The sequence below is a fragment of the Magnetospirillum sp. 15-1 genome (assembly GCF_900184795.1).
GTDB lineage: Bacteria > Pseudomonadota > Alphaproteobacteria > Rhodospirillales > Magnetospirillaceae > Phaeospirillum.
Window position 1 is genome coordinate 1 of the sequence record NZ_FXXN01000017.1, and the last position, 25,404, is coordinate 25,404.

Annotated in this window: 30 protein-coding genes and 2 pseudogenes; 26 read left to right on the forward strand and 6 right to left on the reverse strand. The window is 66.3% G+C overall.

Annotated elements, in window-relative coordinates:
* The 8 genes from CP958_RS03540 to CP958_RS03575 all read left to right on the forward strand — a co-directional run.
* On the forward strand, positions 1-1,674 hold a 1,674-nt coding region (locus tag CP958_RS03540), incomplete at its 5' end, for a phage terminase large subunit family protein (protein WP_141400403.1).
* 2 nt (positions 1,675-1,676) lie between these two features.
* Positions 1,677-1,886 carry a hypothetical protein gene (locus CP958_RS03545; protein WP_096700627.1) on the forward strand — a complete coding sequence of 70 codons (210 nt, stop codon included), beginning with the start codon at positions 1,677-1,679 and terminating at the stop codon, positions 1,884-1,886.
* 2 nt (positions 1,887-1,888) lie between these two features.
* On the forward strand, positions 1,889-3,682 hold the full coding sequence (locus tag CP958_RS03550) for a phage portal protein (protein ID WP_242442723.1): 1,794 nt from the start codon (positions 1,889-1,891) through the stop codon (positions 3,680-3,682).
* A complete protein-coding gene (locus CP958_RS03555; RefSeq protein ID WP_096700628.1) occupies positions 3,679-4,890 on the forward strand; it encodes a S49 family peptidase in 1,212 nt (403 codons plus the stop codon). The genes CP958_RS03550 and CP958_RS03555 overlap by 4 nt, the downstream gene beginning before the upstream one ends.
* Positions 4,891-4,902: 12 nt before the next feature.
* Entirely contained in the window at positions 4,903-5,292 is a 390-nt protein-coding gene (locus CP958_RS03560; RefSeq protein WP_096700629.1) for a head decoration protein, read from the forward strand.
* Positions 5,293-5,306: 14 nt separating this feature from the next.
* Complete coding sequence (locus CP958_RS03565; protein ID WP_096700630.1) at positions 5,307-6,329, forward strand: major capsid protein; 1,023 nt, start codon at positions 5,307-5,309, stop codon at positions 6,327-6,329.
* On the forward strand, positions 6,329-6,625 hold the full coding sequence (locus tag CP958_RS03570) for a hypothetical protein (protein WP_096700631.1): 297 nt from the start codon (positions 6,329-6,331) through the stop codon (positions 6,623-6,625). Before CP958_RS03565 ends, CP958_RS03570 begins: the two co-directional genes overlap by 1 nt.
* Positions 6,622-7,257 carry a DUF6441 family protein gene (locus CP958_RS03575; RefSeq protein ID WP_096700632.1) on the forward strand — a complete coding sequence of 212 codons (636 nt, stop codon included), beginning with the start codon at positions 6,622-6,624 and terminating at the stop codon, positions 7,255-7,257. The genes CP958_RS03570 and CP958_RS03575 overlap by 4 nt, the downstream gene beginning before the upstream one ends.
* Before the next feature lie 9 nt (positions 7,258-7,266).
* Here the strand turns inward: CP958_RS03575 and CP958_RS03580 are convergent, their stop codons facing one another.
* Together CP958_RS03580 and CP958_RS03585 are read right to left on the reverse strand one after the other, a co-directional pair.
* Positions 7,267-7,788 (reverse strand): GNAT family N-acetyltransferase, encoded by a 522-nt coding sequence (locus tag CP958_RS03580; RefSeq protein WP_197706344.1) that lies wholly within the window; start codon positions 7,786-7,788, stop codon positions 7,267-7,269.
* Positions 7,785-8,066: a DUF1778 domain-containing protein gene (locus CP958_RS03585; RefSeq protein ID WP_096700634.1), complete on the reverse strand. Its 282-nt coding sequence runs from the start codon at positions 8,064-8,066 to the stop codon at positions 7,785-7,787. Before CP958_RS03585 ends, CP958_RS03580 begins: the two co-directional genes overlap by 4 nt.
* Positions 8,067-8,131: 65 nt before the next feature.
* Between CP958_RS03585 and CP958_RS03590 the strand changes: the two genes are divergently transcribed.
* From CP958_RS03590 to CP958_RS25720, 8 genes are all read left to right on the forward strand, one after another.
* Positions 8,132-8,560, forward strand: coding sequence for an acyl-CoA transferase (locus CP958_RS03590; RefSeq protein WP_096700635.1), 429 nt, complete (start codon positions 8,132-8,134; stop codon positions 8,558-8,560).
* 28 nt (positions 8,561-8,588) lie between these two features.
* A complete protein-coding gene (locus tag CP958_RS03595; RefSeq protein ID WP_096700636.1) occupies positions 8,589-9,548 on the forward strand; it encodes a phage tail tube protein in 960 nt (319 codons plus the stop codon).
* 2 nt (positions 9,549-9,550) lie between these two features.
* Entirely contained in the window at positions 9,551-10,066 is a 516-nt protein-coding gene (locus CP958_RS03600; protein ID WP_096700637.1) for a hypothetical protein, read from the forward strand.
* Positions 10,067-10,092: 26 nt separating this feature from the next.
* Entirely contained in the window at positions 10,093-10,278 is a 186-nt protein-coding gene (locus tag CP958_RS03605) for a hypothetical protein (protein ID WP_096700638.1), read from the forward strand.
* A gap of 147 nt (positions 10,279-10,425) precedes the next feature.
* Positions 10,426-13,398: a tape measure protein gene (locus tag CP958_RS03610; RefSeq protein ID WP_096700639.1), complete on the forward strand. Its 2,973-nt coding sequence runs from the start codon at positions 10,426-10,428 to the stop codon at positions 13,396-13,398.
* Positions 13,395-13,871, forward strand: a complete 477-nt coding sequence (locus CP958_RS03615; RefSeq protein ID WP_096700640.1) for a hypothetical protein — start codon at positions 13,395-13,397, stop codon at positions 13,869-13,871. Before CP958_RS03610 ends, CP958_RS03615 begins: the two co-directional genes overlap by 4 nt.
* Before the next feature lie 5 nt (positions 13,872-13,876).
* Positions 13,877-15,247, forward strand: a complete 1,371-nt coding sequence (locus tag CP958_RS03620; RefSeq protein WP_096700641.1) for a hypothetical protein — start codon at positions 13,877-13,879, stop codon at positions 15,245-15,247.
* On the forward strand, positions 15,247-15,750 hold the full coding sequence (locus tag CP958_RS25720) for a glycine-rich domain-containing protein (protein WP_141400404.1): 504 nt from the start codon (positions 15,247-15,249) through the stop codon (positions 15,748-15,750). The genes CP958_RS03620 and CP958_RS25720 overlap by 1 nt, the downstream gene beginning before the upstream one ends.
* Positions 15,751-15,755: 5 nt before the next feature.
* Here the strand turns inward: CP958_RS25720 and CP958_RS03625 are convergent.
* Positions 15,756-16,519 (reverse strand): IS5 family transposase gene (locus CP958_RS03625; protein WP_096700011.1). Its coding sequence is split into 2 segments (ribosomal slippage): positions 15,756-16,189 and positions 16,189-16,519, totalling 765 coding nucleotides; the frame shifts between segments, so codons are not numbered across the junction.
* Between the two features lie 430 nt (positions 16,520-16,949).
* Here CP958_RS03625 and CP958_RS03630 point away from each other — a divergent pair.
* Positions 16,950-17,285: a hypothetical protein gene (locus CP958_RS03630; protein WP_096700642.1), complete on the forward strand. Its 336-nt coding sequence runs from the start codon at positions 16,950-16,952 to the stop codon at positions 17,283-17,285.
* Between the two features lie 89 nt (positions 17,286-17,374).
* Positions 17,375-18,001, forward strand: a complete 627-nt coding sequence (locus CP958_RS03635) for a DUF1833 family protein (protein ID WP_096700643.1) — start codon at positions 17,375-17,377, stop codon at positions 17,999-18,001.
* Here the strand turns inward: CP958_RS03635 and CP958_RS03640 are convergent.
* Both CP958_RS03640 and CP958_RS03645 read right to left on the reverse strand, forming a co-directional pair.
* Positions 17,998-18,336 (reverse strand): type II toxin-antitoxin system PemK/MazF family toxin, encoded by a 339-nt coding sequence (locus tag CP958_RS03640; protein ID WP_096700644.1) that lies wholly within the window; start codon positions 18,334-18,336, stop codon positions 17,998-18,000. The two genes, CP958_RS03635 and CP958_RS03640, sit on opposite strands and share 4 nt — an antisense overlap.
* Complete coding sequence (locus CP958_RS03645; protein WP_096700645.1) at positions 18,326-18,550, reverse strand: AbrB/MazE/SpoVT family DNA-binding domain-containing protein; 225 nt, start codon at positions 18,548-18,550, stop codon at positions 18,326-18,328. Before CP958_RS03645 ends, CP958_RS03640 begins: the two co-directional genes overlap by 11 nt.
* Before the next feature lie 52 nt (positions 18,551-18,602).
* On the opposite strand from CP958_RS03645, the gene CP958_RS03650 reads away from it, so the two are divergent.
* From CP958_RS03650 to CP958_RS26825, 6 genes and pseudogenes are all read left to right on the forward strand, one after another.
* Positions 18,603-19,034, forward strand: coding sequence for an NlpC/P60 family protein (locus CP958_RS03650; protein ID WP_242442725.1), 432 nt, complete (start codon positions 18,603-18,605; stop codon positions 19,032-19,034).
* Positions 19,031-20,365 (forward strand): hypothetical protein, encoded by a 1,335-nt coding sequence (locus CP958_RS26815; RefSeq protein ID WP_242442726.1) that lies wholly within the window; start codon positions 19,031-19,033, stop codon positions 20,363-20,365. The genes CP958_RS03650 and CP958_RS26815 overlap by 4 nt, the downstream gene beginning before the upstream one ends.
* Before the next feature lie 15 nt (positions 20,366-20,380).
* Positions 20,381-21,394 (forward strand): annotated as a pseudogene (locus CP958_RS26820) (host specificity factor TipJ family phage tail protein); the annotation flags it as partial.
* 12 nt (positions 21,395-21,406) lie between these two features.
* Positions 21,407-21,736 (forward strand): phage holin family protein, encoded by a 330-nt coding sequence (locus CP958_RS03660; protein WP_096700646.1) that lies wholly within the window; start codon positions 21,407-21,409, stop codon positions 21,734-21,736.
* 65 nt (positions 21,737-21,801) lie between these two features.
* On the forward strand, positions 21,802-22,239 hold the full coding sequence (locus CP958_RS03665) for a structural protein (RefSeq protein ID WP_096700647.1): 438 nt from the start codon (positions 21,802-21,804) through the stop codon (positions 22,237-22,239).
* A 2-nt stretch (positions 22,240-22,241) separates the two neighbouring features.
* A complete protein-coding gene (locus CP958_RS26825) occupies positions 22,242-22,880 on the forward strand; it encodes a hypothetical protein (RefSeq protein WP_242442728.1) in 639 nt (212 codons plus the stop codon).
* On the opposite strand, the pseudogene CP958_RS26830 reads toward CP958_RS26825, so the two are convergent.
* Positions 22,854-22,991, reverse strand: a pseudogene (locus tag CP958_RS26830) (helix-turn-helix transcriptional regulator); the annotation flags it as partial. The gene CP958_RS26825 and the pseudogene CP958_RS26830 sit on opposite strands and share 27 nt — an antisense overlap.
* 264 nt (positions 22,992-23,255) lie before the next feature.
* Between CP958_RS26830 and CP958_RS03680 the strand changes: the two are divergent.
* The gene (locus tag CP958_RS03680) at positions 23,256-23,690 is read left to right on the forward strand and encodes a hypothetical protein (protein ID WP_096700649.1); all 435 of its coding nucleotides are present in this window, start codon (positions 23,256-23,258) and stop codon (positions 23,688-23,690) included.
* Positions 23,687-25,393, forward strand: coding sequence for a ShlB/FhaC/HecB family hemolysin secretion/activation protein (locus CP958_RS03685; protein WP_096700650.1), 1,707 nt, complete (start codon positions 23,687-23,689; stop codon positions 25,391-25,393). Before CP958_RS03680 ends, CP958_RS03685 begins: the two co-directional genes overlap by 4 nt.
* The last annotated feature ends 11 nt before the right edge of the window (positions 25,394-25,404 follow it).

Consider the following 25,404-nt stretch of genomic DNA (forward strand, 5'->3'; position numbering starts at 1 on the left):
GGGTGCTGCTTCATCGGCTTCGTCATCCACCATGCGCCGGGGCCGATGCTGTGCGTCCAGCCCACCGTGGAGATGGCGAAGCGGGCGTCGCGCCAGCGCATCGACCCGCTGATCGACGAAAGCCCGGCCATCCGGGAGCGAGTAAAGCCTGCCCGGTCGCGTGACGCCGGCAACACCATGCTGTCCAAGGATTTTCCCGGCGGCACATTGGTGCTGACCGGGGCCAACAGTGCGGTGGGGCTGCGCTCCATGCCGGCCCGTTACCTGTTTCTCGACGAGGTCGATGCCTATCCGGCCTCCGCCGACGAGGAAGGCGATCCGGTCGGGCTGGCCGAGGCCCGCTCGCTGACCTTCGCCCATCGGCGGAAAGCGTTCCTGGCCTCGACGCCGACCATCCGAGGCATGTCCCGCATCGAGCGGGAATACGAGGCCAGCGACCAGCGCCGGTTCTTCGTGCCCTGTCCCCATTGCGGGACCATGCAGTGGCTGAAATTCGAGCGGCTGAAATGGGACAAGGGCCAGCCGGGCAGCGTCCGTTACGTCTGCGAATCCTGCGACCAGGACATCGCCGAGCACCATAAGGGCGGCATGCTGGCTGCCGGAGAATGGCGGGCCACCGCCATTGCCACAGATCCCGGCACTATCGGCTTTCACATCTCGGCGCTGTATTCGCCGCCGGGCTGGCAGTCGTGGCGCGACATCGTCCGGCTGTGGGAAGCCGCCCAGGGCAATGATGACGCGCTGCGGGTGTTCAAGAACACCGTGCTGGGCGAAACCTGGGTCGAATCTGGTGAAGCGCCCGACTGGCAGCGGCTGTACGACCGCCGCGAGACTTGGAGTCCGGGCACCGTCCCGACGGGCGGGCTGTTCCTCACCGCCGGGGCCGACGTCCAGAAGGACCGCATCGAGATCGATGTCTGGGCCTGGGGCCGTGGCTTGGAAAGCTGGCTGGTCGATCACGTCGTCATTGAGGGCGGTCCCGAGAAGGCCGAGACCTGGACGGCGCTGGAGCGGGTGTTGGGCCAAACCTGGACCCACGCCAACGGCGCTGCCCTGAAGATCGCCCGCCTCGCCATCGACAGCGGTTACGAGGCATCGGCGGTCTACACCTGGGGCCGCAAGATGGGCGTCGCCAGCGTGTCGCCGGTCAAGGGTGTCGAGGGCTTCAACCGCTCCAGCCCGGTGTCGGGCCCCACCTATGTGGACGCCACCGAGGGCGGCAAGAAGATCAGGCGTGGTGCCCGGCTGTGGATCGTGGCGGTCTCCACCTTCAAGTCGGAGACCTATCGCTTCCTGCGCCTCGAACGCCCCACCGATGAGGAACTGGCCGAGGGAATCCGTTTCCCGGCCGGAACGGTGCATCTGCCATCGTGGGCCGAGTCCGAGTGGTGCAAGCAGTTCGTCGCCGAGCAGTTGGTGACGGTCAAGAACCGACGCGGCTTCTCCAAGCTGGAGTGGCAGAAGCTGCGGGAACGCAATGAGGCGCTGGATTGCCGGGTCTACGCCCGCGCCGCCGCCTGGATCGCCGGTGCCGACCGCTGGTCGGAGGCCAAGTGGCGGGATCTGGAAAAGCAGGTGGCGGTCGCGGACCACGCCAGCGACCCCGAAGCCGGGCAGGTGCGCCGGATCGCCCGCCGTCCCCGGCGGATCATCAAGTTCAGCGGGATGCACTGATCATGACTCTCGATGAATTGAAGGCCGAGCGCGAGCGGGTGCTGGCGCGGCGCAATTCCCTGGTGGCCCGCGTCACCGTGGGCGACCGCACCGTCCAATACGACCTGACCCAGGCTAACCATGTGCTGGCCGATCTCGACCGCCGCATTGCCGTGCTGGAGGGCAAGAAGCCCCGCCGCCGGATTCTCGCCGTCGCCACCAAGGGGCTATGACCATGCTGGGGAGTTTCCGCCGTCGCCTCGGCGCCCTGATCGGCGGCTTCGAGGCCGCCCAGGGCAGCCGCCGGCTCAAGGGCTTCCAGCCCAGCCGCGCCCATGTCAACACCCTGATCGCCGCCGCCGGCTCCGACATCACGGCGCGAGCCCGCTATCTGGTCCGCAACAACGGCTATGCCCTCAATGCCGCCGAAAGCTGGACCGGCAACGCGGTCGGCACCGGCATCAAGCCGTCATCGCTGATCGCCGACAAGGATCTGAAGGCCCTGGTGCAGCAGCTCTGGCTGGCCTGGACCGACGAGTCCGACGCCGAGGAGCTGACCGATTTCTACGGCCAGCAGCGCCGGGCCGCCCGCGAGGTGTTCATCGCCGGGGAAGTGTTCTTCCGCTTGCGCCCGCGTCGCCCGGAAGACGGCCTGACGGTGCCGTTGCAGCTTCAGATGCTGCCCTCCGAGATGCTGCCGCTGACCCGAACCGAGGTTCTTCTCAACGGCAACGTGATCCGTCAGGGCATCGAGTTTGATCGCATCGGGCGACGGGCGGCATATTGGTTCCTGCGGCGTCATCCCGGCGATCTCACCGATCCCGGCATGGTCGGCGAAATGGTGCGTGTTCCTGCCGCCGAAATCATCCATGTCATCGACCCGGTGGAATCCGGCCAGCTTCGCGGAGTCTCCCGGCTGGCCCCGGCCATCGTCAAGCTGTTCCTGCTCGACCAGTACGACGACGCCGAACTGGAGCGCAAGAAGATCGCGGCCATGTACGCCATGTTCGTGATCTCTCCGGCCCCGGCCGACGTGATCGACATGGTGCCCGCCGACGATGGTTCCGGCGACCGCATCGTCGAGGTCCAGCCCGGCCAGGTGGTGCCCTTGGAGCCGGGCGAGCAGATCCAGACCTCGGCCCCCGCCGATGTCGGCGGTTCCTATGAGCCGTTCGAGTACCGGACGCTGCTGCAGATCTCCGCCGCCACCGGCATCCCCTACGCCTACCTCAGCAACGACATGCTGAAGGCCAATTACTCCAACTCGCGCATGGCGCTGCTGGAGTTCCGCCGCCGGGTCGAGGCATGGCAGCACTCGGTGATGGTCCACCAGATGTGCAGGAAAGTGTGGCAGCGCTGGCTGGATGTGGCGGTGCTGTCCGGGGCGCTCGACATTCCCGGCTATGAGCGCAACCGCGCCAGCTTCATCGCCTGTTCCTGGCTGCCGCCGAAATGGGACTGGGTCGATCCGCTGAAGGATGCCAAGGCCGAGATCGAGCAGATCGGCGCCGGTCTCAAAAGCCGCACCCAGGCACTGGCCGAGCGCGGCTTTGACGCGGAACAGGTGGATGCCGAGATTGCCGCCGACCGGGAAAGGGAGCAGCGGCTGGGTCTGGTGTTTGGCGCCACGCCGCCGGCAGTTCCCACCCATGACACCAGCCCCATCAGCCGGAGGATGGATATGAGCGAACGCGTCTTCAGCATCGACACCGTCAGTGAGGTGACGGGAATTTCCCGAACATGTCTCCATGGCCTGATCCACCGCAGGCATTTCGTGCCCATTCACAGCACTCGAAATGGCGTTGCTCGTGACTTCACGCTGAGGGACATGGTGCATCTCGCCGTCGTTTCCGATCTGCGCTCCATCGGAATCGATCTCCGGCGGGCGGTGAATATGGTCGGCTCCTCGGCTGACGGCACAGCAGGGCGGGATATTGTCACCTGCCGCAGCGGCGAGATCGAAATCACCGTCGATGTAGCCCGCATCGCCGACCGTGTCCGCGACCGGATGGTAGGGGAGCGGTCATGACGGACCTCCCTCATCTCGCGGCTCGCTTGTATGGGACGCCGCTGCTGGTCGCCCGCAGTAAGCTGGATGTGATCCTGGGTGCTCTCGGCCCCCGGCTGGCTGGGCAGTCCATCTCCTTCGACGGCGATACGGCTCCGTCCGCCGATGTGGCGGTCACGCCCGACGGTATCGCCATCATCCCGGTGGTCGGCACCCTGGTGGCCCGCTCCGGCTACCTGGGTGCCGCCAGCGGCTTGACCGCCTATTCCGACATCGCCGAAACCATCGAGGCGGCGGCCACCGATCCCGGCATCCGCGCCATTCTGCTGGACGTGGACTCCTCCGGTGGCGAGGTGGGAGGCCTGTTCGATCTGGTCGACCACATCCAGGCCATCCGCGCCCAGTGTGGCAAGCCCATCTGGGCGGTGGCTGACGAAGCCGCCCTGTCGGCGGCCTATGCCATCGCCTGCACCGCCGACCGCCTCTACGTCACCCAGACCGGCGAGGTCGGCTCCATCGGCGTGGTGGCGGTCCACCGCGACGAATCCGGGGCCGATGCCCAAGCCGGGCTGGCCTGGAGCTTCGTCCATGCCGGGGCCTGCAAGGTGGATGGCAATCCCCACCAGCCGCTGTCCGACTCTGCCCGCGCAGCCCTTCAGGCCGATGTCGATGCGCTGCACGGGAAATTCACCACCCTGGTGGCCGAGCGTCGCCGCCTGTCTCCCGACGTCGTGCGCGCCACCGAGGCTGCGGTCTATCGCGGCGATCAGGCGGTGACCGCCGGGCTGGCCGACAAGGTCGGCACGCTCCACGTTGCCCTGGCCGATCTCGGCGCCACCCTGGCGCGCCCGTCTATCCGTTCCCCCGTCCTGTCCAAACCCAAGGAGACCACCATGTCCGAGAACACGGGGGACATCCCCGTTCTGGCTGCCATGCCGCAGCCGCCCGCCCAGGCATCCGCCGACCTGGAGCAGCGTCTGCGCGCCGAATATTCCGAGATCAGCGCCATCGCCGCCCAGGCCGCCCGACTGGGTGTGACCATCGATCCCGCCGAGGCCATGGCCAAGGGCATCCGCCCCGAGGCGTTGCGCCGCACTGTGCTGGAGCAACTGGCCGAGCGCTCCGAGGCCACCGATGTGGTCGCCGCCGCTCCGGCGGGAGCCGTCCCCAAGACCGAAACCGAAAGCCCCATCGTCCGGCGTGCCCGCGAGGCCGCCGCCCGGAAATAACGGAGATCACCCATGTCCGTGCTGACCATGGCGCCCACCCTGGGCGATCTGCTGAAGTTTGAACTGAACGCCAGCTACACCCGCGAGACCGTCACCCTGAAGGTGGGGACCAGTTATCCTCTGGGTTCCGTGCTGGGCCGCATCACCGCCAACAGCGAATACCGTCTGTCCCCCGCCGCACTGGTGGCCGGCGACGAAGGCGCCGAGGTGGCCATCGCCGTGCTGTTGGACGCGGTGGATGCCACGGATGCCGCCGTCACCGGCCTGATCGTCGCCCGCGGTCCCGTCATTCTGGCCGATGGTGCCCTGGCGTTCGATGCCTCGGTCGACCAGCCTGCCGAACGGGCCGCCAAGATTGTCCAGCTTGCCACCGTGGGGCTGGTTGCCCGTGCCACCGTCTGATCGGAGCCTTTCCCATGACCCAGATCATCAATCCCTTCGACGTGGGCGGCTACTCGCTCGCCGAAATGACCCAAGCCATCAACATCCTGCCCAACCTCTACACCCGTCTCGGCCAGATGGGGCTGTTCCGTTTCGAGGGCGTTACCCAGCGCAGCGTCATCATCGAGCAGGCGGAAGGCGTCCTCAACCTGCTGCCCACTGTGCCCCTGGGCGGCCCGGCCACCGTCGCCAACCGCGATGCCCGGAGCATGCGGTCGTTCACGGTGCCGTGGATTCCCCACGATGATTCCATCACCCCCCAGGACGTCCAGGGCGTGCGCGGCTTCGGTGTCGCCGATGCCGCCGATCCGCTGGCCACGGTGATGGAGCGCAAGCTGACCCGCATGCGGAGCAAGCACGCCCAGACCCGCGAGTTTATGGAGGTCAACGCCCTGAAGGGCGTGGTCCGCGACGGTGGTGGTTCGACCCTCTACGATTATTTCAACGAATTCGGCCTGAGCCGCCAGCAGGTGGATTTCACCCTCGGCACCGCCACCACCAATGTCCAGGCCAAGATCCGCGACGTGTTGCGCAAGGTGGAGACGGAACTCAAGGGCGAGACCATGACCAGCGTGCTGGCCCTGGTCAGCCCGGAATTCTTCGATCGTCTGATCGGCCATGCCAAAGTCGAGCAGGCTTACCAGTATTATTCCTCGACCGGCGCCCAGCCGCTGCGGGAAGACGTGCGGCGCCGCTTCCCCTTCGCCGGCATGGTGTTCGAGGAATACAGCGCCACCGTCACCCTTTCCACCGGCCAGACGGAAACCCTGATCCCGGCGGGCGAAGGCATCGCCTTCCCGCTCGGCACCATGGACACCTTCGTCACCTATGGCGCCCCGGCCAATCTGATCGAGACGGTCAACACCCTGGGCGTACCCATGTACGCCCGCCAACTGGCCCGCCAGGACGGCAGCGCCATCGACGTCAAGACCGAGGCCTCCATCCTGCCGGTCAACAAGCGCCCGCGTCTGGCGGTGCGGTTGTTTTCGGGGAATTGATGAGCGCCTTCACCGACGCCATCGACGACCTGTTCGCCGATCCGAACATGGCCGTCACGGTGACGTGTCAGGGCCGGTCCATCCGTGCCCTGGTGCGGCGGCCCGACCGCGACATTGAATTCTCGGACATCACCGTGCAGACCGGCACGGCTTTGTTCGAGATTCGGCGGCGGGAGGTTGCGGCACCCCAGCCGGGGGACATCATCACCCATGGCGGTGACAGCTTCGTCGTCCAGGGCGAGCCCCGCCTGGATGCCGAACGGCTGATCTGGACCTTGGACACGAGACTGGCATGAAACTGGCGGCGGCTATTTCCGGCGATCTGCGCAAGATCATGGCCGAGGAGGTCAAGGCCGCCGAAGACGCCGTCACCGCCGCCATGCGCCAGGCCGCCGACGGCCTGAAAGCGGATCTCCGCCGTCAAGTCACCGAAGCGGGCATGGGCCAGCGCCTCGCCAACACCTGGCGGGCCGAGCTTTATCCCAAGGGCCGGAAAAGCATCAAGGCCGCGGGGTTCGTTTTCACCAGGGCTCCCACCATCATCCGCGCCTTCGACCAGGGTGCCGTGATCAAGTCCAAGCACGGCTTCTGGTTGGCCATTCCCACACCCGCCGCCGGCACCGGGCCGAGGGCCAAGCGCATGACGCCCGGCCTATGGGAACAGATGCACGGTGCCCGGCTGCGCTTCATCTACCGCCGGGGAGCCCCCTCGCTGTTGGTAGCGGAAAACATGCGGGCCCGCACCGGTAAACGGGGTGGCTTCGCCCAGGGCAGCGCCTCGGCGCTCCGCTCCGGGCGCGGGCTGGCCACGGTGGTGATGTTCATCCTGGTGCCGCAGCTCTCGTTGCGAAAGCGACTGGACGTCAACGCCGCCGCCGAGCGGTGGGCTTCGGCGCTGCCGGAGCTGATCGTCAGGAATTGGCGGTGATCATTCCGATCACTGTACCGATTTGGCAGCACCACCATGGATGGCCATGAACATCCGTCTTTGTGGTCCCCGCAGGGACTGGAACCCGAACGCCGAGTAGAATCCTTGGGCACCATCGTCGATGGGGTCAACGACGATCACCGACATGGCGACCGTCTCCGCCGCCACCTTGGTCTTCTTGACGGCATCAGCCAGCAGAACACTGCCCAGACCCTGTCCAGCAGCGGCCAGATCAACGGCGAGGCGCCCGATCAGTGCCGCCGGAATGGGATGTCGCGGTAGGCGCTTCTCCATTGCTGGCGGCAGGTCAGCGGCGACCACCGTCGCGGCGCTGAGGGTGAAGAAGCCGAGGATATGCTCGGGCCGATCCGGCATGACGGCCACGAACACCCGTGCGGTATTCCGCCGGACATCCTGGCTGGCCTGCTCGTGGATATAGCGGTCGAGGGACTCATTGCCGCAAGAGAAGGACGAGCGATCATGATGGGATTCAAGCGGCTCGATCTGGATGGAATCGGTGGCGAGACTCACCGGCGCACGACCCGCGAATGATCCTCGAGCGCCTTCTGGAGCTTCTCGTTCGGCTCGGGCGGATTGAGCAGCAGTTCCTGAAAACGCTCCCATTCCTCAGCATTGAGCGCAATGACCTCGTGCTCGCGCACCACCGCATCCGCCTTCTGCAAGGCGACATCGACCACGAAGTCGGTGAGCGTCTTGTCGGCATAGGCGGCGGCCCGTTCCAGCTTCCGCTTCGATTGCGGGCTGAGACGAATGCTGATGCGCTCCTGGCGCTGGGCAGTCCTGGGCATGATGGCGGCTCCAATTGATGCTTTAAATATGTACGCCTTATTGGCGCACGTTTCAAGGATTGCCCATGCCCTCCGTCCGCGAACAAATCCTCGCCGCCCTGCTGGCGCGGCTGGAAACGGTGCCGGATGCCACGATCAAACGGGAAGCGCCGCTTCCGGAAACGGTCCCCGCCGGTGGTCTGATCATCCTGCGCGACGGCGATCCCGGCGACCCGGAGGTGCTGCTATCACCGCTCTCCTATCTCTGGGAACACCAAGCCGAGATCGAGGTCATCCTTCAACGCGGCCAGGACGACGACAGCGCCGCATTGGATGCACTGCTTATGGCGGTGGGGGACGTCCTGGCGGCCGACCGTTCCCTCGGTGGTCTGGCCGAATGGCTGGAATGGGGCGCTCCCAAGACTTCCGGCCTAGCCATCGACGGCGCCGCCGCGCTGCGGGGAGCCACGGTGCCGCTCACCATTCACTACGGCTCCAGCGACCCGTTGGGCTGACCCACACCTTAATATATGGGAGTTCCCCATGGCGAAGACTCGGGCCTACGGCGCCGATTGCACCCTGCTGGCCGCCTTCGAGACGGTTTACGGCACGCTTCCGGCCGACGGCTATGGGCGGTTGTCGTTCAAGGACTCCAGCCTGGGGGCCGAGCGACCGCTGGGTTACGACCCGCTGCTGGGCCAGGGTCGCGACGCCCAGGACCCGTTCTACGAGGCGATCAAGGACGAGGGCGATATCGGTGTGCCGCTGGATGTGCGGGCGCTCGGCTTCTGGCTGAAGGGCCTGTTCGGCGCCCCCGCCACCAGCGATAACGGTGACGGCAGCTTCGACCATGTCTTCACCTCGGGCGGCACGCTGCCCAGCCTCGCCATCGAGATCGGCCACGCCCAACTGGCAGCACCGAAGTTCTTCCGCCATGGCGGCGCCAAGCTGGACAAGCTGTCCTTCGACATGGCCCGCTCCGGTGCCGCCAATGCCAGCATCGGGGTGATCGCCCAGGGCGAGGCCGAGTCCGCGATCACCATCGATGCCAGCCCGACCAGCTTCGCCCTGAAGCGGTTCAGCCAGGGCAGCGGCACCATCCGGGTCGGCGGCGGCCAACTGGCCAACGTGGTGGGCGGCAAGCTGTCCTTTTCCAACAATCTGGAGCGGGTCGAAACCATCCGCGCCGACGGCCTGATCGACGGCGTGGACGAAACCGAGGCCACCGCCGAAGGCTCGGTAGATATCCGCTTTGGCACCGACACCACGCTGACCACCGCCATCGCAGCCGAGAGCCCGGTGGCGATGGAATACGGCTTCACCATTCCCGGCTCGGCCTTCGCCCTGACCTTCCATCTGCCCCGCGTCTTCTTGCCCAAGAAGAAGCAGGAGATCAAAGGCCCCGGCGGCATCCAGGCCAGCTACGACTGGCGCGCGGCCCGTGATCCGGTGGCGGGGTATCTGCTCCGCGTCACCCTGGTCAACGACGTGACGGGGTATTGATCATGATCCGCCTGACCATCCCCAAGGAACCCTACTGGATCGATCTGCCCCACGGGGTAAAGGTGTTCGTGCGCCCGCTGACTACGGCGGTGTACGAGGCCGCCCGTGCCCGAGGCTGGCGCATGGCCCGCGCCATCGCCGCCGAACATGCCGATCTGAAAGCCGCCGGGGCCGACATCACCGGCCTGCCCGATCTGTCCGACGAGGACGCCCTGGCCGGTCTGTCGCAGATGCTGTTCGCCCAAGGTCTGGCGCGATCCGCCATCACCAAATGGGAAGGTGTGCTGGATGCCGGTGACCAGCCCGCCGAGATCTCCGACACAGCCATCGCCGAGTTGATGCAGCTTCCCCGCATGGCCGAGGGCTTCGTCGTCCAGTACACCGAAACCCATGAAGCGGTCATCGCCGAGGGAAACGTCTCCAGGCCCGCGCCGAATGGCACTTCGGCGGCGGGCCGGAATACTGCCGAGGCTGCGGTGGAAACTGCGACTGCCCCTATGACCGCAACGCCCCCCTGACCGAATCCGGTTGGCAAGCCTGGGAATTGCTGACCGGTTCCATCGGCGCCATTCGTATCGGCCCGCGTGGCGGCATCACCGGCCTCGACCTTCCGGCCCTGCTGATCCAGGCCGAGGCCATGGGTTACGACCAGCCCCTGCTGGCGAGGCTGCTGCCGTTCGCCGAGCGGGGCATGGTGACGGGGGCGGCGAAGCTGACTGCGGAACCATGATCGGGGCGATTGCCCCGAACCCCATCCGGGAGGTCGCGGACCTCCCGGACCCACCCTGAATTATTGAGAAAAAACTGAAGGTCCGGAAGCTGTGCTTCCGGGCGGGTGCGGGCAGCCGCCCGCTCGCGATGGCGAAAGTACGCCCCCATGGCCACCAAATCCCTCTCCATCCGCCTGTCCCTGCAGGACGGCGAAACCGTGCGCCGCGCCCTGCTGCAACTGGGCGAGGACGGGCAGAAGGCGCTGGCCCGGATCGAAGGGGCCGCCCAGCCCGCGTCGAAGTCGCTGCTGGCCATGAATGCCGCCAGCCAGGATATCCAGGGCGGCATGGCGGGGTTTGCTTCCCGGCTTGGCCCCATTGGCTCGGTGATGATGGCGCTGGGACCGGCGGGGCTGGCGGCGGGCGCGGCCATCGGCTTCTTCGGCAAGGCCATGGTCGAGTCCACCATCAAGGTGGAAAGCCTGGAAGCCCGCCTCAAGGGGCTGGTCGGCGCCGCCGCCCTGTCTGAGACCACCAGCTATCTCTATGCCCAGGCTCAGAAGACCGGCACCGCCCTGGAGACGGTGGTCGGGGCCTATTCCCGGCTGGCCGTGTTGCAGAAAGCCGGGATCATCACCACCGGTGAATCTCGTGCCCTGCTGGAGGGCTTCCAGTCCACCGCCATCGCGCTGGGTGCGTCGTCCGAGCAGTTGGAGCAGTCGCTGTTCGGTCTGGCCCAGGGGCTGTCGTCGGGCACATTGCGGGCCGAGGAGCTCAACCAGATCGTCGAGCCCATGCCGGGCCTGCTCCAGGCTCTCGACCGGGCCGCCGCTCTGCCCTCGGGCGGGTTCCGTCAGATGGTCACCCAGGGCAAGGTCACGGCGGATTTCTTCCGCGACACCCTGATCAAGGCGTTGCGGGGCTTCGACGAAGCCGCCAAGGAAAGCGCCGACACCGCCGAGCGGTCCTTCACCCGCATGGCCAATGCTTGGGCTGCCTTCACCAACGCCCCCTGGCTGCGCAAGGTTCTGTCGGGCGGCGCCAATGCTGGGGCGGCGACACTGGAATCGCTGACGCCGGGGGAATCCTCGGTCAAGACGCGGCTGGCCGATCTGGATCGCCGTATCGCCGCCCTGGGGGGCGAGCAGGCCCTCGACAAGCCGTTGCCCGCCGGAACCCATTCCGTGGTGGTGATGGCGGTCAGGGAGGAGAACGAGGAACTGCGCCGCCTGCTGGCCGAACGCCAGGATGTCGCCGCCGATCTCGACGAGATCACCCGCAAGCGGGCAGGCATGGAAGCCCAGGCCAAGATGGAGCGCGACCGGGTCCGGGCCGAGCAGCGCGAGCCGACCTATATCGAGAAGCTGTCCGATCTTAAATTCGAGGTGGAATGGCAGGAGAAGCTGAATACGGCCCGCGCCGCCGGCAACGCCGAGTTCTCCCGCACCAAGGCCCAATACGAGGCGGCCAAGGGCTTTCGCCAGATCGAAAAGGAGCTGTTCCAGCAAGGCGGCGTCTATCGCACCCAGCCCAAGGAACAGGAGATCAAGGATCTGCTGGCCCGCGAGGCCGAAGCCAAGGGGGCGGGCGAAATGTCGGCCCAGGCCCAGGCCGAGGTGCTGGGGCTGAACCTCCAGGCCCGTGGCCAGGAGCGTCTGGCCGAAGCCGCCCGCATCGGCGGACAGGCCCAGATCGACGCGGCCCGCGCCGCCAAGGTGCTGGAATTCGCCTTCAAGAATAACGGCGCGGCGGTGGCCGAATACGACCGGGCGCTGCGCCGCATCGATGCCGCCAAACTGTTGGAGCAGAAGAACGGCCTGATCCGCACCATGGATCAGGAAGCCGCCGCCAATGACCGCCTCGCCGATGCGGCCAAAGGCTCGGTGGCCGACACCATCCTGGCGGAGCGGACCAATTGGCTGGCCGAAGAGGCCTCCAAGGGACTGACCGATGCCAATGGCGAACTGGCAGCCTCCTACGCCCAGGTGCAGAAATCGCGCGCCAACAGCGAGGCGGCCCGCGCGGTTGCCGATCTGGAACGGGAGATCGATGCCCAAATGCGGTTGGCGGCGGCGGTGCGCAGCAGTGATCGCAACCGCGTTCGCACCGTCACCATCGACAATGACGTGGCCAAATTCGCCCGCGGCCACAAGCTGGCCGAAGACGATCCCAAGGTGGACGAATATCGGGCGGCCCGCTCGCGGCAATATGCCGAAGCGGTCAAGGACGAGGCCCGACAAACCACTCTGGCCTACGACGCCACCCTGCGATTCAAGGATGAACTGGCCAAGCTGAACGAGCAGCGGGCCTCGGGCGCCCTCACCGAGGAAGCCTACGCCCGCCGCTACCAGGAATTGGAGCAGGACAAACTGGCCGCCAGCCGCGACTGGCAGGATGGCGCCATCCGGGCGGTGCGGGCCTATGCCGACGAGGCCAGCAATGCCGCCGCCAGTGCCGAGCGGGCCATGTCCGGGGCATTGCGGGCCAGCGAGGATGCCTTCGTCAAATGGGCCATGACCGGCAAGCTGGCCGGGCAGGATCTGTTCAACAGCCTGGCCGAGGAGGCGTTGCGGGCGGCATGGCGCATGTCGGTGGTGGCGCCGCCGTTCGGTGGAGCCGGTGGCGGCATCTTCGGCGGCATGATCGCCGGCATCGGCGGCTGGTTCTCCGGTGGCGGCGGTGGTTCCGTCCCAGTGCCCGATACCGGCAATTTCGCCATCGCCCATTCGGGCGGCCTGATTGGTCTCGACCGGCTGGAAACCCGGAGGTTGGATCCGGCGGTGTTCATCGGCGCGTCCCGCTTCCATCGGGGCGGTCTGGTGGGGGGCGAGGTGCCGATCATCGCCCAGAAGGGTGAGGAGGTGCTGACGCGGGGCGATCCCCGTCATCGCTTCAACCTGCGTTCCCGCGACGATGTTCCGGTGAGCGTCAGCGTGCCGGTTTCGGTCAATATCCAGACGCCGCAGGGGACACAGGCCCGGACAGTGCAGCGGCGCGATTCCGGCGGCGGCCTGACGCTCGACATCATCGTCGAGCAGATCACCGATGCCATGTCCGGCGACATCGTCCGCGGCCAGGGCATCGCCCCGGTGCTGGAGCGGCAATACGGACTCAACCGCGCCAACGGGGCTTATCGATGATCCGCTTTCCCGCCACCTTGCCCATGCCGCTGGCGGAACCCTATGCGGTCAAGCCCGCCGACGGGGTGGTCCGCACCGACATGGAGCAAGGACCGGCCCGCCAGCGCCGCGAATTCACCCAAGTTCCCACCAAGATCCCGCTGAAGTGGCGCTTCACCGACGCCCAATACGCGGTGTTCGACGCCTGGTACCAGTGGAAGGGCAGGGCCGGAGCGGAGTGGTTCATCATTCCGCTGCGCAGTGGCCTCGGGGTGATCGACCACGTCGCCCGCTTCACCCGGCAGTACGAGGCCCCGCTGTCCTCGGGCGGTTTCTGGCTGGTGACGGTGGAACTGGAGGTCCGCGACCGCCCGGTGCTGTCCGAGGCGGAGCTGGACATCCTGCTCGATAGTTCCTGGGCCGACCTGTCCGGGGCGGTCACCGGTCTCGACATCCTCGCCAACGCCACGCTTTACGCCGCCATCGGAGCCTGACTCTCATGACCATCAAAGACGACCTTCTGGCGGCCACCGCCAAGGCCGGGGCGGCGGCGCGGATCCTGCACGACGTGGCCAACGGTCCCGCCTCGGGCCCGGGGTCGACCATCGTCACCGGGGCGGGTGCGGTGAAATCCCTGGCCAGGGCGGTGGGCGACCTGGAGGAGGCGGCGACGGGTTCCGCCGCTGTTGCCGCCGCCGCTGCTGCCCAGGCGGCGGCGGACAAAGCCGCCGCCGACGCCTCGGCCACTGTCGCTGCCGCCTCGTCCGCGACCGCCACGACGCAGGCGGACATCGCCACCACCCAGGCCGCCGCCGCATCCGTTTCCTCCTCCTCCGCCGCCGGCCACGACAGCACCGCGGCGGCCAGTGCCGCCGCTGCCCGTGCCGATCGGCTGCTGTGCGATGCCGATGTCGCGTCGACGGCCGCGAATGCCGCGGCAACGTCCGCTTTGGCCGCAGCCGCGGCCGGGGACGCTGCTTCGGCTGCCGCCTCCGCCGAGGCGGCCATCGTGGCGAAGATCAATTGGCGGGGGACATGGTCGGGCGTGGCGGAGTACGGGACCCATGACGCCGTGGCGCTGTCGGGGGCGTCGTACATCGCCATCGCCCCCAATACCAACCAGCCGCCGCCCAATGCCACCTGTTGGGACGTGCTGGCCGCCAAGGGGGCCAACGGTTCCGGTGCCGGGGATATGCTGGGCGCCAATAACCTTTCCGACGTGGCGGACCCGGCGGCGGCGAGAACCAATCTCGGCCTGGGGACCGCCGCGACGACGGCAGCGGCGGCTTACGCGACGGCCGCCCAGGGCGCCACGGCGGATAGTGCCGCCCAGAAATCCGCCAATCTTTCAGATCTGACCGACAAGACCTCGGCAAGGACCAATCTCGGCATCGCGACGGTGGGCAATACCGGAGCCTATGCCGACCTGACGGGCAAGCCCGCCCTCGGCACGGCCGCCGCCCTGAATGCGGATGCCGATGCGACGCTGGCCTCCAACAGTGATTCGGCGCTGCCCAGCCAGAAGGCAGTGAAAACCTACGTGGCGACGGTTCCGCAGAACAGCAGGTCGGCGGCGTACACCACCGTGCTTACCGATGCCGGCAAGCACATTCTTCATCCATCCGCCGATAGCGCGGCGCGGACGATCACCATCGACAGCAACGCCAATGTGGCCTACCCGATCGGCACGGCCATCACCTTCGTCAATCAGCACGGCGCCGGAATCGTCACCATCGCCATCGCCGGCGACACCCTGCGGCTGGCCGGTGCGGGCTCGACGGGGGCGCGCACCCTGGCGGCCGACGGCATGGCGACGGCGCTCAAGATCGCCAGCACGGAATGGATCATCTCCGGCACGGGACTGACCTGATGAGCGCCGTGCATCAGATGCTGGCGGCGGCCGGCGGTAGAGTTCGTCCCGTGGTGACGGGCGGAATCATGACGGAGGCGGGCGGTTACCGTATCCATACGTTCACCTCGTCCGGAGTTTTGGAGGTCGTAAGCGGGCCGGTGGACGTTGAATACCTTGTCGTTGGCGGCGGTGGCGGCGCCTACTCATCAGGCAACGGGGAATATTTTGGCTGGGGCGGCGGCGGCGGTGGCGCCGGGGATTTTCGTACAGGCAGTGAAAATATTTCCCAGGGTACATATCCCGTCGTTATTGGCGCCGGGGGTAGCGGAAGCACTTCTGGATATATTAATTCAAGCAACGGCTCGCAAAGCTCGTTTAATTCCCTGATATCTATTGGTGGGGGCGGAGTAGACGGGGAAATTGATGGGAATGGTAAAAGCGGCGCATCCGGAGGTGGTGGATGCGGCTGGGGGACGGGTGATGTGTTTGCCGGTGGCGGGGCGACAGGGGCTAGGCCGTAGACTCATTACGCGGCGCACCAAATGCGCAGGGCGACGAGCTTTACGGCGGCGAGGAAATTCCGTGGGTCTTTGTCATAGCGGGTGGCGATCCCCCGGAAGTGTTTGATCTTGTTGAAGAAGCGTTCGACCAGATTGCGCTGGCGATAGACCCAGGCGGAAAAGGCGAAGGTGCCCTTGCGGTTGGACCTGACCGGGATGTTGGCCCAGGTCTTGTTCTTCTCGGCCAAGGCCCGAATGGCGTTGCTGTCATAGCCCTTGTCGGCCAGCAGGGTTGAGCCGTCGCCCAAGGCTCCATCGAGCAAGGCTTCGGCCTCGACGCTGTCGTGGACCTGCCCGGCGGTCAGGCGCAGGGTGACGGGACGGCCTTCCGCATCGACGAGCGCGTGGATTTTGCTGGTGAGCCCCCCACGGGAACGTCCCATGCTGCCATCGTCGAGAGCCCCTTTTTTCCCGTGGCCCCGTGTTGGTGAACGCGGACACAGGTCGAGTCGATCATGATGATGTCGCCATCGTAAGCCTTGGAGATTTCCTCCAGAAGCCGGTCCCAGACGCCCGCCTTGCGCCAGCGGACGAACCGGTTGTAGCAGGTGGTCGATGGGCCGTAGCGCTCGGGAACTTCCGCCCAAGGCGAGCCCGTGCGGAACCGCCACAGGATACCGTTCAGGACCCGACGGTCATCAACCCGAGGCACGCCGCGAGGCTTGTTCGGAAGCAAGGGCTCGATGATCGACCATTCGTGATCCGTCAACTCGTACCGCCGCCGTGCCATCAATGCCCTCCGTGCCAGAGGGAATCGTTGAATCACGACGCGCGACGAAGGGGAAGCCTGTTTATGAGTTTACGGCCTAATGGGCACATCGGTGGAAGCGGGTCAGGACCTTATTATGCGGGCGGCGGCGGTGGCGGCGCTGCGACAGCCGGTGGCAATGGCGGTAGTTCTGGGGGTAATGGAGGCAATGGATTGGCGAATACCTATGCGGGGGAGTTAACTTATTATGCGGGTGGTGGTGGAGGCGGTGGCGGCTATGGCTCAGGTGCCGGGGCCGGCGGTATCGGCGGCGGTGGAAGTAATGGGGCGAATGGAACCGTAAATAGTGGCGGTGGTGGTGGCAGCCCTGCGACAAATAGCTCCTATAGTACCGGCGGACACGGCGGTTCCGGCATCGTCATCGTCCGCTACAAAATCTAGGGAGAGAAGCATGGCGCATTTTGCCGAAATCGATGACGGCAGCCGCGTCCTGCGCGTGCTGGTCGTTCCGGACGATCAGGAGCACCGGGGCCAGGACTACCTGGCACTCGACCTGGGCCTGGGCGGCCGCTGGGTGCGGACCAGCTACAACGCCAGCATACGGTATAACTTCGCCGGTAACGGCTACACCTACGATCCCGGCCGCGACGCCTTCGTGCCGCCCCGGCTCGGCGAAGACTGGGTGCTGGACGAAGCCACATGCCGATGGGACCCGCCTATCCCCTATCCGTCGGATGGCGGACCATATCGCTGGAATAAGGAGGATGGCGGGTGGATACCGGCCTGATCCCGATCTGGGCATAGGCACCATCCCTCATCACTGACCGCCCGGCCGCCGCGAGCGGCCTTTTTCATGCCCGAAGGGGGGCTTGGCCGATGCCCGATCCCTCTCTCGAGGAGGCAATCAAGGAAGCCTACGCCTCGTGCCCGTCCAATGCCATCCCGCTCCACACCATGGAACTGCGTCATCCCGCCTTCGTCGATGACAACGGCAATCCGACCGCCGTCAGGGTGGTGCGCAATTACGAGGACGAGGTCACCTGGCGCGAGCGCGGTGGGGTCGAGGTGGCGGCGGTACTGGATGCCATGACGGAGGAGGCGCGCCGCCGGGTCGGGCTGGTGGCGCGGCTGGAGGCCGATGCTCCGGTCGATGCCGGTCGGATGGTCGCCTTCATCGCCCTGGCGTTCGATTTCCAATTGCCCGAGGTCAGTTCCGCCCCGGTGCCGGAATTGACCGTCACCATGGACAATGTCGGCCGCGAGTTGATGGAGCCGCTGGAGGCCGCCGCCACCTCCCTGGTCCGTATCGAGGTCACCTACCGGCCCTATCTCGACATCGATCTCGACGGCCCCCAGATGGACCCGCCGCTGACCATGACCCTGGTCCACGTCAACTGCACCGCCACCCGGATCACCGCCCGCGCCCAGATGTCCCAGATCGGCAACAAGGCCTTCCCCTGGCGCACCTATACCCAGCGTTGCTTTCCGGGGCTGGGCGGCTAGCCGGTCGCCAGGCAGTTGGACAGGGCCGCCTGAATAGCGGCCTTGTCCTTCTTCGCCAGGGATCCCGTTCGTCTCAGGATCAGGGACTGCTCCAGGGTGAACAGCTTGAACCGCACCCGGCAGGGAGCGGTCAGGCCAGCCTTGTCCCAATCGTCGATATGCACATCGCTCGGCCAGTCCCTTTGCCTGGCGGTGGTGATCATGGCAAGCACGACCTGATCATGCCGGTCGTTGAAAGCCGAGGTCGAAACCACCAGGGCGGGACGCCGCTTGGCTCCGACCTTATCGGTGAAGGGAAACGGCACCACCACCACGTCGAACGGCTCAAAGCCCACGCCAGGCCTCCTCGTCCTCGGGGCTGTTCCACTCGCCGAGTGTTCCCTGGATGGCGCGAAGGTATTCATCGCCGCCCGGAGCGACCTTGCGGATCAGAACCTGATCATCATCGACCACGAAGGTGACGGTGTCTCCCGCCGCCAGATGAGCGGCCTCGCGGACCCGCTTGGGGATCGTCATCTGCCCCTTCGACGTAATTCTCGCCAGTTCCATCGGGAATGACCTTTCCAAATTTCTTACCAGTAAGAATATCGGAGTTTCGGCTGTGGTAGGCAAGCCATTCCAGGCGATTTCCGCCCACTGGGCCACGCCCTATATCGGCAGCCCCTGGTCGAAACACGGCCAGGGGCCGGACGCCTGGAACTGCTGGAGCTTCTTCCGCCACGTTCAGAAAGCCCATTTCGGCGTCGGGACCCCGGCAGTGCCTTACGCCGACGATCTGCTGGCGCTGGCGCGGTTGTTCCGCGATCACGGCGAGCGATCTCGCTGGCACCCGGTGATCGCCTATCGGGAGGGCGACGGGGTGATGATGCGCACCGCCCGCTATCCCATCCATGTGGGGGTGTGGCTGGAGGTGGATGGCGGTAGGGTGCTGCATTGTGCTCCCCCGTCGGGAGTGGTGTGCCAGTCCCGGCACGATCTGGCCGCCAATGGCTGGCGGATCGACGGGGTCTATCGTCATCAAGGAGCTGCATGATGAGGGCGCGTGTCACCCTGGTGGCGGACGCCTTCAATCCGTTGCGCTCCATGCAGGTGGTGGAGGTGGATCGGGTCGTCACCATCCGCGCCTTCCTGGACGGGCGCGGCATCGACGAGTTTCCGGTTCCCACCATCTGCCTGCGTAATGGCCGTCCGCTGCTGAGGCGCCATTGGGCCGGGACCGTCATCGAGCATGACGACATCGTTGCCTTCGTCGCCCAGCCGCTGGGCGGCGGCGGGAGTGGTGGCGGCAAGAACCCGCTGACCACCGTGCTGATGGTGGCGGTGATGGTCGTGGCCATGGTGCTGGGCCAGTACTATGTCGGGCCGATGCTGGCCTCCTCCCTGGGGGTCACCAGCGCCGCCGGTATCGCCACGGTGGGAGCCATTTCGACGGCGGCCATCGCCTCGGTGGGCATGATGGCGGTGGGCGCCCTGGTTTCGGCACCCAGCCCCGCCACGCCCTCGCTCAACTGGGGCGGTGGCGGCGGGGTGGCGCCGTCTCCCACCTACAGCCTGACCGCCTCGGGCAACCAGGCCCGCCTGGGCCAGCCGATCCCCGAGATTTTCGGCCGTCACAAGGTGGTGTTCGACCTCGCCGCCACCCCCTACCAGGAATACCTGGCCGGAGAGCAGTACCTGTTCCAGCTCCACTGCATCGGGGTGGGCCAATATCGGCTCGATGCCCTGATGATCGACGACACCCCGCTGGCCTCGTTCGAGGAGGTGCAATATCAGATCGTCCCGCCCGGTGCCGCCGTCACCCTGATGGATGCCTGGGTGGTCACCGCCGTCGAGGTGGCGGGCCAGGAACTGAAAGGCCCCAACACTCTGACTACCGGCGAGACCGGCTGGGTCGGCCCCTTCGTCGCCAATCCCGCCGCCACCACCACCCATCACATCGGCATCGACGTGGTGTTCACCAACGGCCTCTACTACGCCAACAATTCCGGCACGCTCGATCCCAAGACCGTGACCTGGGAGGTATGGGGGCGGCGGATCGATGATCTCGGCACGGCGCTGGAGGACTTCGCCCTGCTGGCCGCCGAGACCTACACCGCCGCCACCAACACCCAGATCCGGCTGTCCTACAAATACCCGGTGGCCTCGGCCCGCTGGGAGATCAAGCTCCGCCGCACCAATGATCGCGACCAGGACGGCCGCACCGCCCACGAGATTCGCTGGGGCGAGATGCGGTCCTATCTGGAGGGTTCCCCCGATTACGGCGACGTCACCTTACTGGCGATCAAGATGCGGGCCACCGACAATCTGTCGCAGCGATCATCCCGCCTGATCAACGGCATCGTCACCCGCAAGCTCCCCATCTGATCGCCGGAGACCGGCTGGTCCGAGCCGGTGCCCACCCAGGCCATCGCCCCGGTGGCGGCCTATATCATGCGGGCGACCAACGGCGCGCAACTGGCCGATACCCGCCAGGATCTCGACATGCTGTGGCGGCTGCATCCTGTCTGGGAAGCCCGTGGCGACCGCTTCAGCGGGGTGTTCGACACCACCACTACCGCCTGGGAGGCCCTGGTCAAGGTGCTTCGGACGGGGCGCGCTGCCCCCTATCAGCAGGGCGGCATCGTCCGCTATGTCCGCGACGAGCCCCGGTCTCTGCCAGCCGCCCTGTTCAACGGCCGCAACATCGTTCGCGGCAGCTTCGCCATCGAATACGTCATGCCCGGCGAGGACACCGCCGATGCGGTGACGGTGGAGTTCTTCGACGAAATCACCTGGAAGATCGCCGAAATCACCGCCGCCCAGCGGGGTGGCGCCATTCGGGTGCTGACCCCATCCGAGATGGTCAACGCCCCACCGGAAAAGCCGGGTCGGGTCCAGATGTTCGGCATCACCAACCGCGATCATGCCGGCCGCGAAGCCTGCTTTCTGGTCGCCTGCAACATCTACCGCCGCCGGTTGCCCACCTGGAAGACCGAGCTGGACGGCATGATCCTGTCCTATGGCGAGTTGGTGGCCGTCTCGCACCCCATGCCGTCCTGGGGCCAGGGCGGCGAGGTGGTGGAGTGGGACGAGATATCGGCCACGCTCACCCTGTCCGAGCCGGTGCGCTGGAGCGACGGCCAGCCCCACTTCATGGCGCTCCGCCGTCGCGACGGTCGACTCGATGACCCGGTGGAGATCGAACCGGCTCCCGGTGGCGATCCCTTCCAGGTCCGGGTCCTCGACCCACTGCCGTTCACTCCCGATACCGGCGGTGAGCGCGAGCGCACCTATTACGCCCTCGGCCCCGGCACCACCTGGGCCCAGCGGGTCCTGGTCCGCTCACTGCGCCCCCGCTCGCGGCAGGTCGAGATTTCCGGCGTCTGCGAAGACGACCGCGTCCATGTCAATTGAAGGAGCATCACCATGGTCTGGCGCAACCTGCCGCCCGAGATGCAGCACACCCTCGCCGGTTTCGCCTGGGCTTGCTGGTGGGCATTGATCGGTCGCTCGCTCTATCACGCCAATCTGGTGCGTCAGGGGCGGCGGTGGTTCTGGTCGCTCACCCTGGCCTGGGAATTGATGATCGCCATCGGCATGGGCGTGGTGGCCGGAGGCGCCGCCGAATACCTCCAACTCACCGGCATGACCACCGCCGGCTTCATCGCCGCCATCAGCTATCTCGGCCCCCGCAGCATCGAAGCCGTCCAGATCTGGGCCGAACGCAAGGTCGGCATTTCTGATCCCAAGGACTGAGCATTTCCCTCGATTTCCCATCCCCACCAGCCGCCTTCGGGCGGCTTTCCTATTGGAGGCTCCCCATGACCAAGACCTGCACCCTGCCGCGCGGCATCCGCCTGAACAATCCCGGCAACATCAAGGAATTCCCCGGCGACAAGACCCAATGGCTGGGCGAGCGCACTACCGACGACGATCCGGTGTTCGAGGAATTCGTCAGCCCCGAGGCGGGCATCCGTGCCCTGGCCCGCATCCTGCTCAACTACCGGCGCCACCATGGCCTGAATACCGTGGCCAGCATCATCACCCGTTGGGCGCCGGGCTGCGAGAACGATACCGGGGCCTACATCGCCCATGTCGCCGCCCGCCTCGGTGTAACGCCCAGTCAGATTATCGACGTCACCCGGCCGGAGATCATGGCCGATCTGGTGGAAGCCATCATCCGCCACGAGAACGGCCAACAGCCCTACGCCCGCGAGGTAATCCTGGCCGGCGTGGATATGGGCCTGGAGAGGGCCTGACCATGAACCTGCTCGATCTGCTCGGCGACGCCGCCGCCATCGCCGCCAACCCCATCGCCGGCCTCTTCGGCGACGATGCCGAGAAGGCCGTCGGCAAGCTGGCGGACACCGTGCGTGCCGTCACCGACACCGGCGATCCCGACAAGGCCCGCCAGATTCTGGCGGACTCCAATCTGGTGTTCCAGCTTCGCTCGACCAACTGGGCCTGCTTGGTCTTCGGCGCAGCTGGGGGCTTCGGCCCGGCCTGCTCGGCGGCTGAGGTGCTGATGGCGGAGGTCTCGGTGGTGGTGGACATGATTGAGCTCCTGTCGGTGCATGGCCCACGACGCTCGCTGGGCCCCACCACCAAGGCCCTGCTGGTTGCCCGGTCGGGGCGAGACGGGAACCGCAGCCCATCCTCACCACCAAGCAATGCTTGCTTGGGCAGGCAAGCCCAGTCGGAAAGAGCAAAAACTGACTTAGACAGACGTACTGACTTGGACAGACGTAAGGCTCCGCCATGCCCGAAGTCAGTGGTTGGTGAAAGCTTCCGCGATGTCGTCAAAAACCCTGCGGACTGGAACGCCTATGGCTTCGGTGATCCGAAGGAGCTCGACCACGTCTACGCGCCGTTGGCCGGCCTCATAAGACGACACGAATGACTGGGGTTTTCCCAGGCGGTGTGCCAAATCGACCTGCGTTAAACCCTGCGCTTTACGGGCTGCGGCGAGAATCCCACCGACAATCTTGTGCTCACCCGGTGGTACCCACACTGAACTTGCTCCCAGCCGGAAGTAGCCGGGGGATTAACTAAATCGGAAAATCCATTATTCAAAAATCCGATATTCGGTTATGCTCCAGATGGCTTCAGGCAACCCCTGTCATGCCTGCGGCCTCAGAGCAGGGCAAAAGCTGCACATCAAAAAACTCACCATTGCGGTCAACATAACCACCTCGAGAGAGAATGAATATTAGTACAGGTGTGACAGGCTAGTTTTTGTCTAATCATTTCCATATATCTTTAATGGATAGTACCAATGTCTAAATATCTCCTTCTAGACCACAAATTTTTAAATACATTTAACTCCGACCCCCTGGTCCCGTTGCTAGGGGTGGTCTACTGGAACCGTGACCTGATCATCGAGATCCGCGACGATGCGGTGGACATCTGCTGCAAGGGGCAGGTGGCGGTACATATGGAACCCGGCAGCGGCGGGACCTATGTCCTGTCGGCGGACAAGGCCTTTTGGGACAGGGCATCCCGGGTGGTGGCCTCGAACACCACGCTGCCGTCTCGCAGAAGGAGCAGGCTTTCCCGCACCTTCGTCCCGCTCCCATCTTCTTTCCGCCATCGAATGGAAAAAGGCGGCCATATACCTCGAATGAGGGATGTGGGCCGCCGGGCGATCGTCCACAAGACGAGATCGCGGCGCGTGTTGGCGGGAGTGTCGGTCTGGCAGGGGCGAGAATGAGGGGAACAGTCCAGAGATCAGGGTATGTGCTGGCGCTGCTGGCCATGGCGTCGCCCGTTTGGGCGCAATCGGCATTGCCGGGCGGGGTCGATCCCGCCCAGATCGAGCGGCAGTTCAAGCCGCCGGAGCAGCCGCTGTCGGGCGGCGATGGCGTCCGCCCCCCGCAAAGGCCGCCGGTGGAGATGCCCGAGGGGGCGGAGGCCGCCACCTTCGTGCTGCGGGGCTTCGAGATCGAAGGCGCCACGGTGTTCGATCCTCGGGATTTTGTTTCGGAGTACGAGCGGCTGATCGGTACCGAGGTGTCGGTACGGACTCTGTACGAGGTCGCCGCCGCCATCACCGCCCGCTACGTCGCTGCCGGCTACGTGCTGAGCCAGGCGGTGGTGCCGCCCCAGCAGATCGGCAAGGACGGCATCGCCAGGCTGAGGGTGGTCGAGGGCTATGTGGACCGGACGATCATCCGGGGCGGGGCCCATGGCCGGGACGGCCTGCTGCGCGCCTATGGCGAGCGCATCCGCGCCGAGCGGCCGCTGACCCTGAAGACCCTCGAGCGCTACCTGCTGCTGGCCTCCGACCTGCCGGGCGCCAGCGTCAGCGGAACGCTGACCCCGTCGGCCACGGTGCCCGGCGCCGCCGATCTGATCTTCGAAATCGACCACAAGCCGGTGGACGCCCATGCTGCCCTCGATAATCGCGGTAGCCGCTACGTGGGGCCGTGGCAGGGCATTGCCGGGGTAAACCTCAATTCGCCGATGGGATTGAACGAGCGTACCGGCCTGCTCTACGCCTTCTCGCCTTTCCAGTGGGAAAAGCTGAAATACGGCCGCGTCAGCCACGAGGAGACGCTGAACGAGGAGGGTACCCGCCTCGGCCTGGATGCCGGGCTGATCTCGGCCCATCCCGGCCATACCCTCAAGGACCTGGCGGTGCGCAGCCGCTCCACCAGCCTCGGGCTGACCCTCGGCCATGCGCTGATTCGTTCACGGGCGGAGAACCTCGGCTTGCAGGGCAGGCTGGAGGCCCGCGACACCGCCACGTTCCAGTACGGGGACAGCCTGATCGCCAAGGATGCCCTGCGGACCGTCCGGTTGGGCGGCCGCTACGACTGGATCGACGCTTGGGCCTGGGCGCCGGCCGTCACCCTGGTCACGGTGGAGGCCAGCCAGGGGCTGGACGTGCTGGGGGCGCGGCGGACCGGTTCCGACGGCCTGTCGGTCGCCGGCGGCCGTTCCGACTTCTTCAAGGTGACCGCCGAGGCGACCCGTACCCAGCGCCTGGACGAGGATTTCAGCCTGCTGGCCGGCCTGACCGGGCAATGGGCGGCCTCCACCCTGCTGTCGGCGGAACAGTTCAGCCTGGGCGGCGGCCAATACGGGCGCGGCTACGACCCGGCGGAAATCGCCGGCGACCACGGCATCGGAGCCAAGCTGGAGCTGCGCTGCGCCGGGCCGGAAATCCCCGCCGTCGATAGTTGGCAGATCTATGGCTTCTGGGACGGCGGCCGTGTCTGGCCGGCCGATCCCCATGGCGCCGGCCAGGCCCACGATATCGCCTCGGCCGGGCTGGGCCTGCGCGCCGCCCTTGCCGACCGGGCCGGCCTCACCCTGGAACTGGCCAAGCCGCTGACCCATCCCCTGGCCGTGGCGTCCGGGGACGGCGGCAAGGGGCCGCGCGGCTTCCTCAGCCTGACCGTACGCTACTAGGGACGAACGAC

Bases quoted from the DNA above. Each gene is read 5' to 3' on its own strand.
- CP958_RS03545 (WP_096700627.1), top strand. From the start codon at position 1,677: ATGACTCTCGATGAATTGAAGGCCGAGCGCGAGCGGGTGCTGGCGCGG.
- CP958_RS03550 (WP_242442723.1), top strand. From the start codon at position 1,889: ATGCTGGGGAGTTTCCGCCGTCGCCTCGGCGCCCTGATCGGCGGCTTC.
- CP958_RS03555 (WP_096700628.1), top strand. From the start codon at position 3,679: ATGACGGACCTCCCTCATCTCGCGGCTCGCTTGTATGGGACGCCGCTG.
- CP958_RS03560 (WP_096700629.1), top strand. From the start codon at position 4,903: ATGTCCGTGCTGACCATGGCGCCCACCCTGGGCGATCTGCTGAAGTTT.
- CP958_RS03565 (WP_096700630.1), top strand. From the start codon at position 5,307: ATGACCCAGATCATCAATCCCTTCGACGTGGGCGGCTACTCGCTCGCC.
- CP958_RS03570 (WP_096700631.1), top strand. From the start codon at position 6,329: ATGAGCGCCTTCACCGACGCCATCGACGACCTGTTCGCCGATCCGAAC.
- CP958_RS03575 (WP_096700632.1), top strand. From the start codon at position 6,622: ATGAAACTGGCGGCGGCTATTTCCGGCGATCTGCGCAAGATCATGGCC.
- CP958_RS03585 (WP_096700634.1), bottom strand. From the start codon at position 8,066: ATGCCCAGGACTGCCCAGCGCCAGGAGCGCATCAGCATTCGTCTCAGC.
- CP958_RS03590 (WP_096700635.1), top strand. From the start codon at position 8,132: ATGCCCTCCGTCCGCGAACAAATCCTCGCCGCCCTGCTGGCGCGGCTG.
- CP958_RS03595 (WP_096700636.1), top strand. From the start codon at position 8,589: ATGGCGAAGACTCGGGCCTACGGCGCCGATTGCACCCTGCTGGCCGCC.
- CP958_RS03600 (WP_096700637.1), top strand. From the start codon at position 9,551: ATGATCCGCCTGACCATCCCCAAGGAACCCTACTGGATCGATCTGCCC.
- CP958_RS03610 (WP_096700639.1), top strand. From the start codon at position 10,426: ATGGCCACCAAATCCCTCTCCATCCGCCTGTCCCTGCAGGACGGCGAA.
- CP958_RS03615 (WP_096700640.1), top strand. From the start codon at position 13,395: ATGATCCGCTTTCCCGCCACCTTGCCCATGCCGCTGGCGGAACCCTAT.
- CP958_RS03620 (WP_096700641.1), top strand. From the start codon at position 13,877: ATGACCATCAAAGACGACCTTCTGGCGGCCACCGCCAAGGCCGGGGCG.
- CP958_RS25720 (WP_141400404.1), top strand. From the start codon at position 15,247: ATGAGCGCCGTGCATCAGATGCTGGCGGCGGCCGGCGGTAGAGTTCGT.
- CP958_RS03630 (WP_096700642.1), top strand. From the start codon at position 16,950: ATGGCGCATTTTGCCGAAATCGATGACGGCAGCCGCGTCCTGCGCGTG.
- CP958_RS03635 (WP_096700643.1), top strand. From the start codon at position 17,375: ATGCCCGATCCCTCTCTCGAGGAGGCAATCAAGGAAGCCTACGCCTCG.
- CP958_RS03645 (WP_096700645.1), bottom strand. From the start codon at position 18,550: ATGGAACTGGCGAGAATTACGTCGAAGGGGCAGATGACGATCCCCAAG.
- CP958_RS26815 (WP_242442726.1), top strand. From the start codon at position 19,031: ATGATGAGGGCGCGTGTCACCCTGGTGGCGGACGCCTTCAATCCGTTG.
- CP958_RS03660 (WP_096700646.1), top strand. From the start codon at position 21,407: ATGGTCTGGCGCAACCTGCCGCCCGAGATGCAGCACACCCTCGCCGGT.
- CP958_RS03665 (WP_096700647.1), top strand. From the start codon at position 21,802: ATGACCAAGACCTGCACCCTGCCGCGCGGCATCCGCCTGAACAATCCC.
- CP958_RS26825 (WP_242442728.1), top strand. From the start codon at position 22,242: ATGAACCTGCTCGATCTGCTCGGCGACGCCGCCGCCATCGCCGCCAAC.
- CP958_RS03680 (WP_096700649.1), top strand. From the start codon at position 23,256: ATGTCTAAATATCTCCTTCTAGACCACAAATTTTTAAATACATTTAAC.
- CP958_RS03685 (WP_096700650.1), top strand. From the start codon at position 23,687: ATGAGGGGAACAGTCCAGAGATCAGGGTATGTGCTGGCGCTGCTGGCC.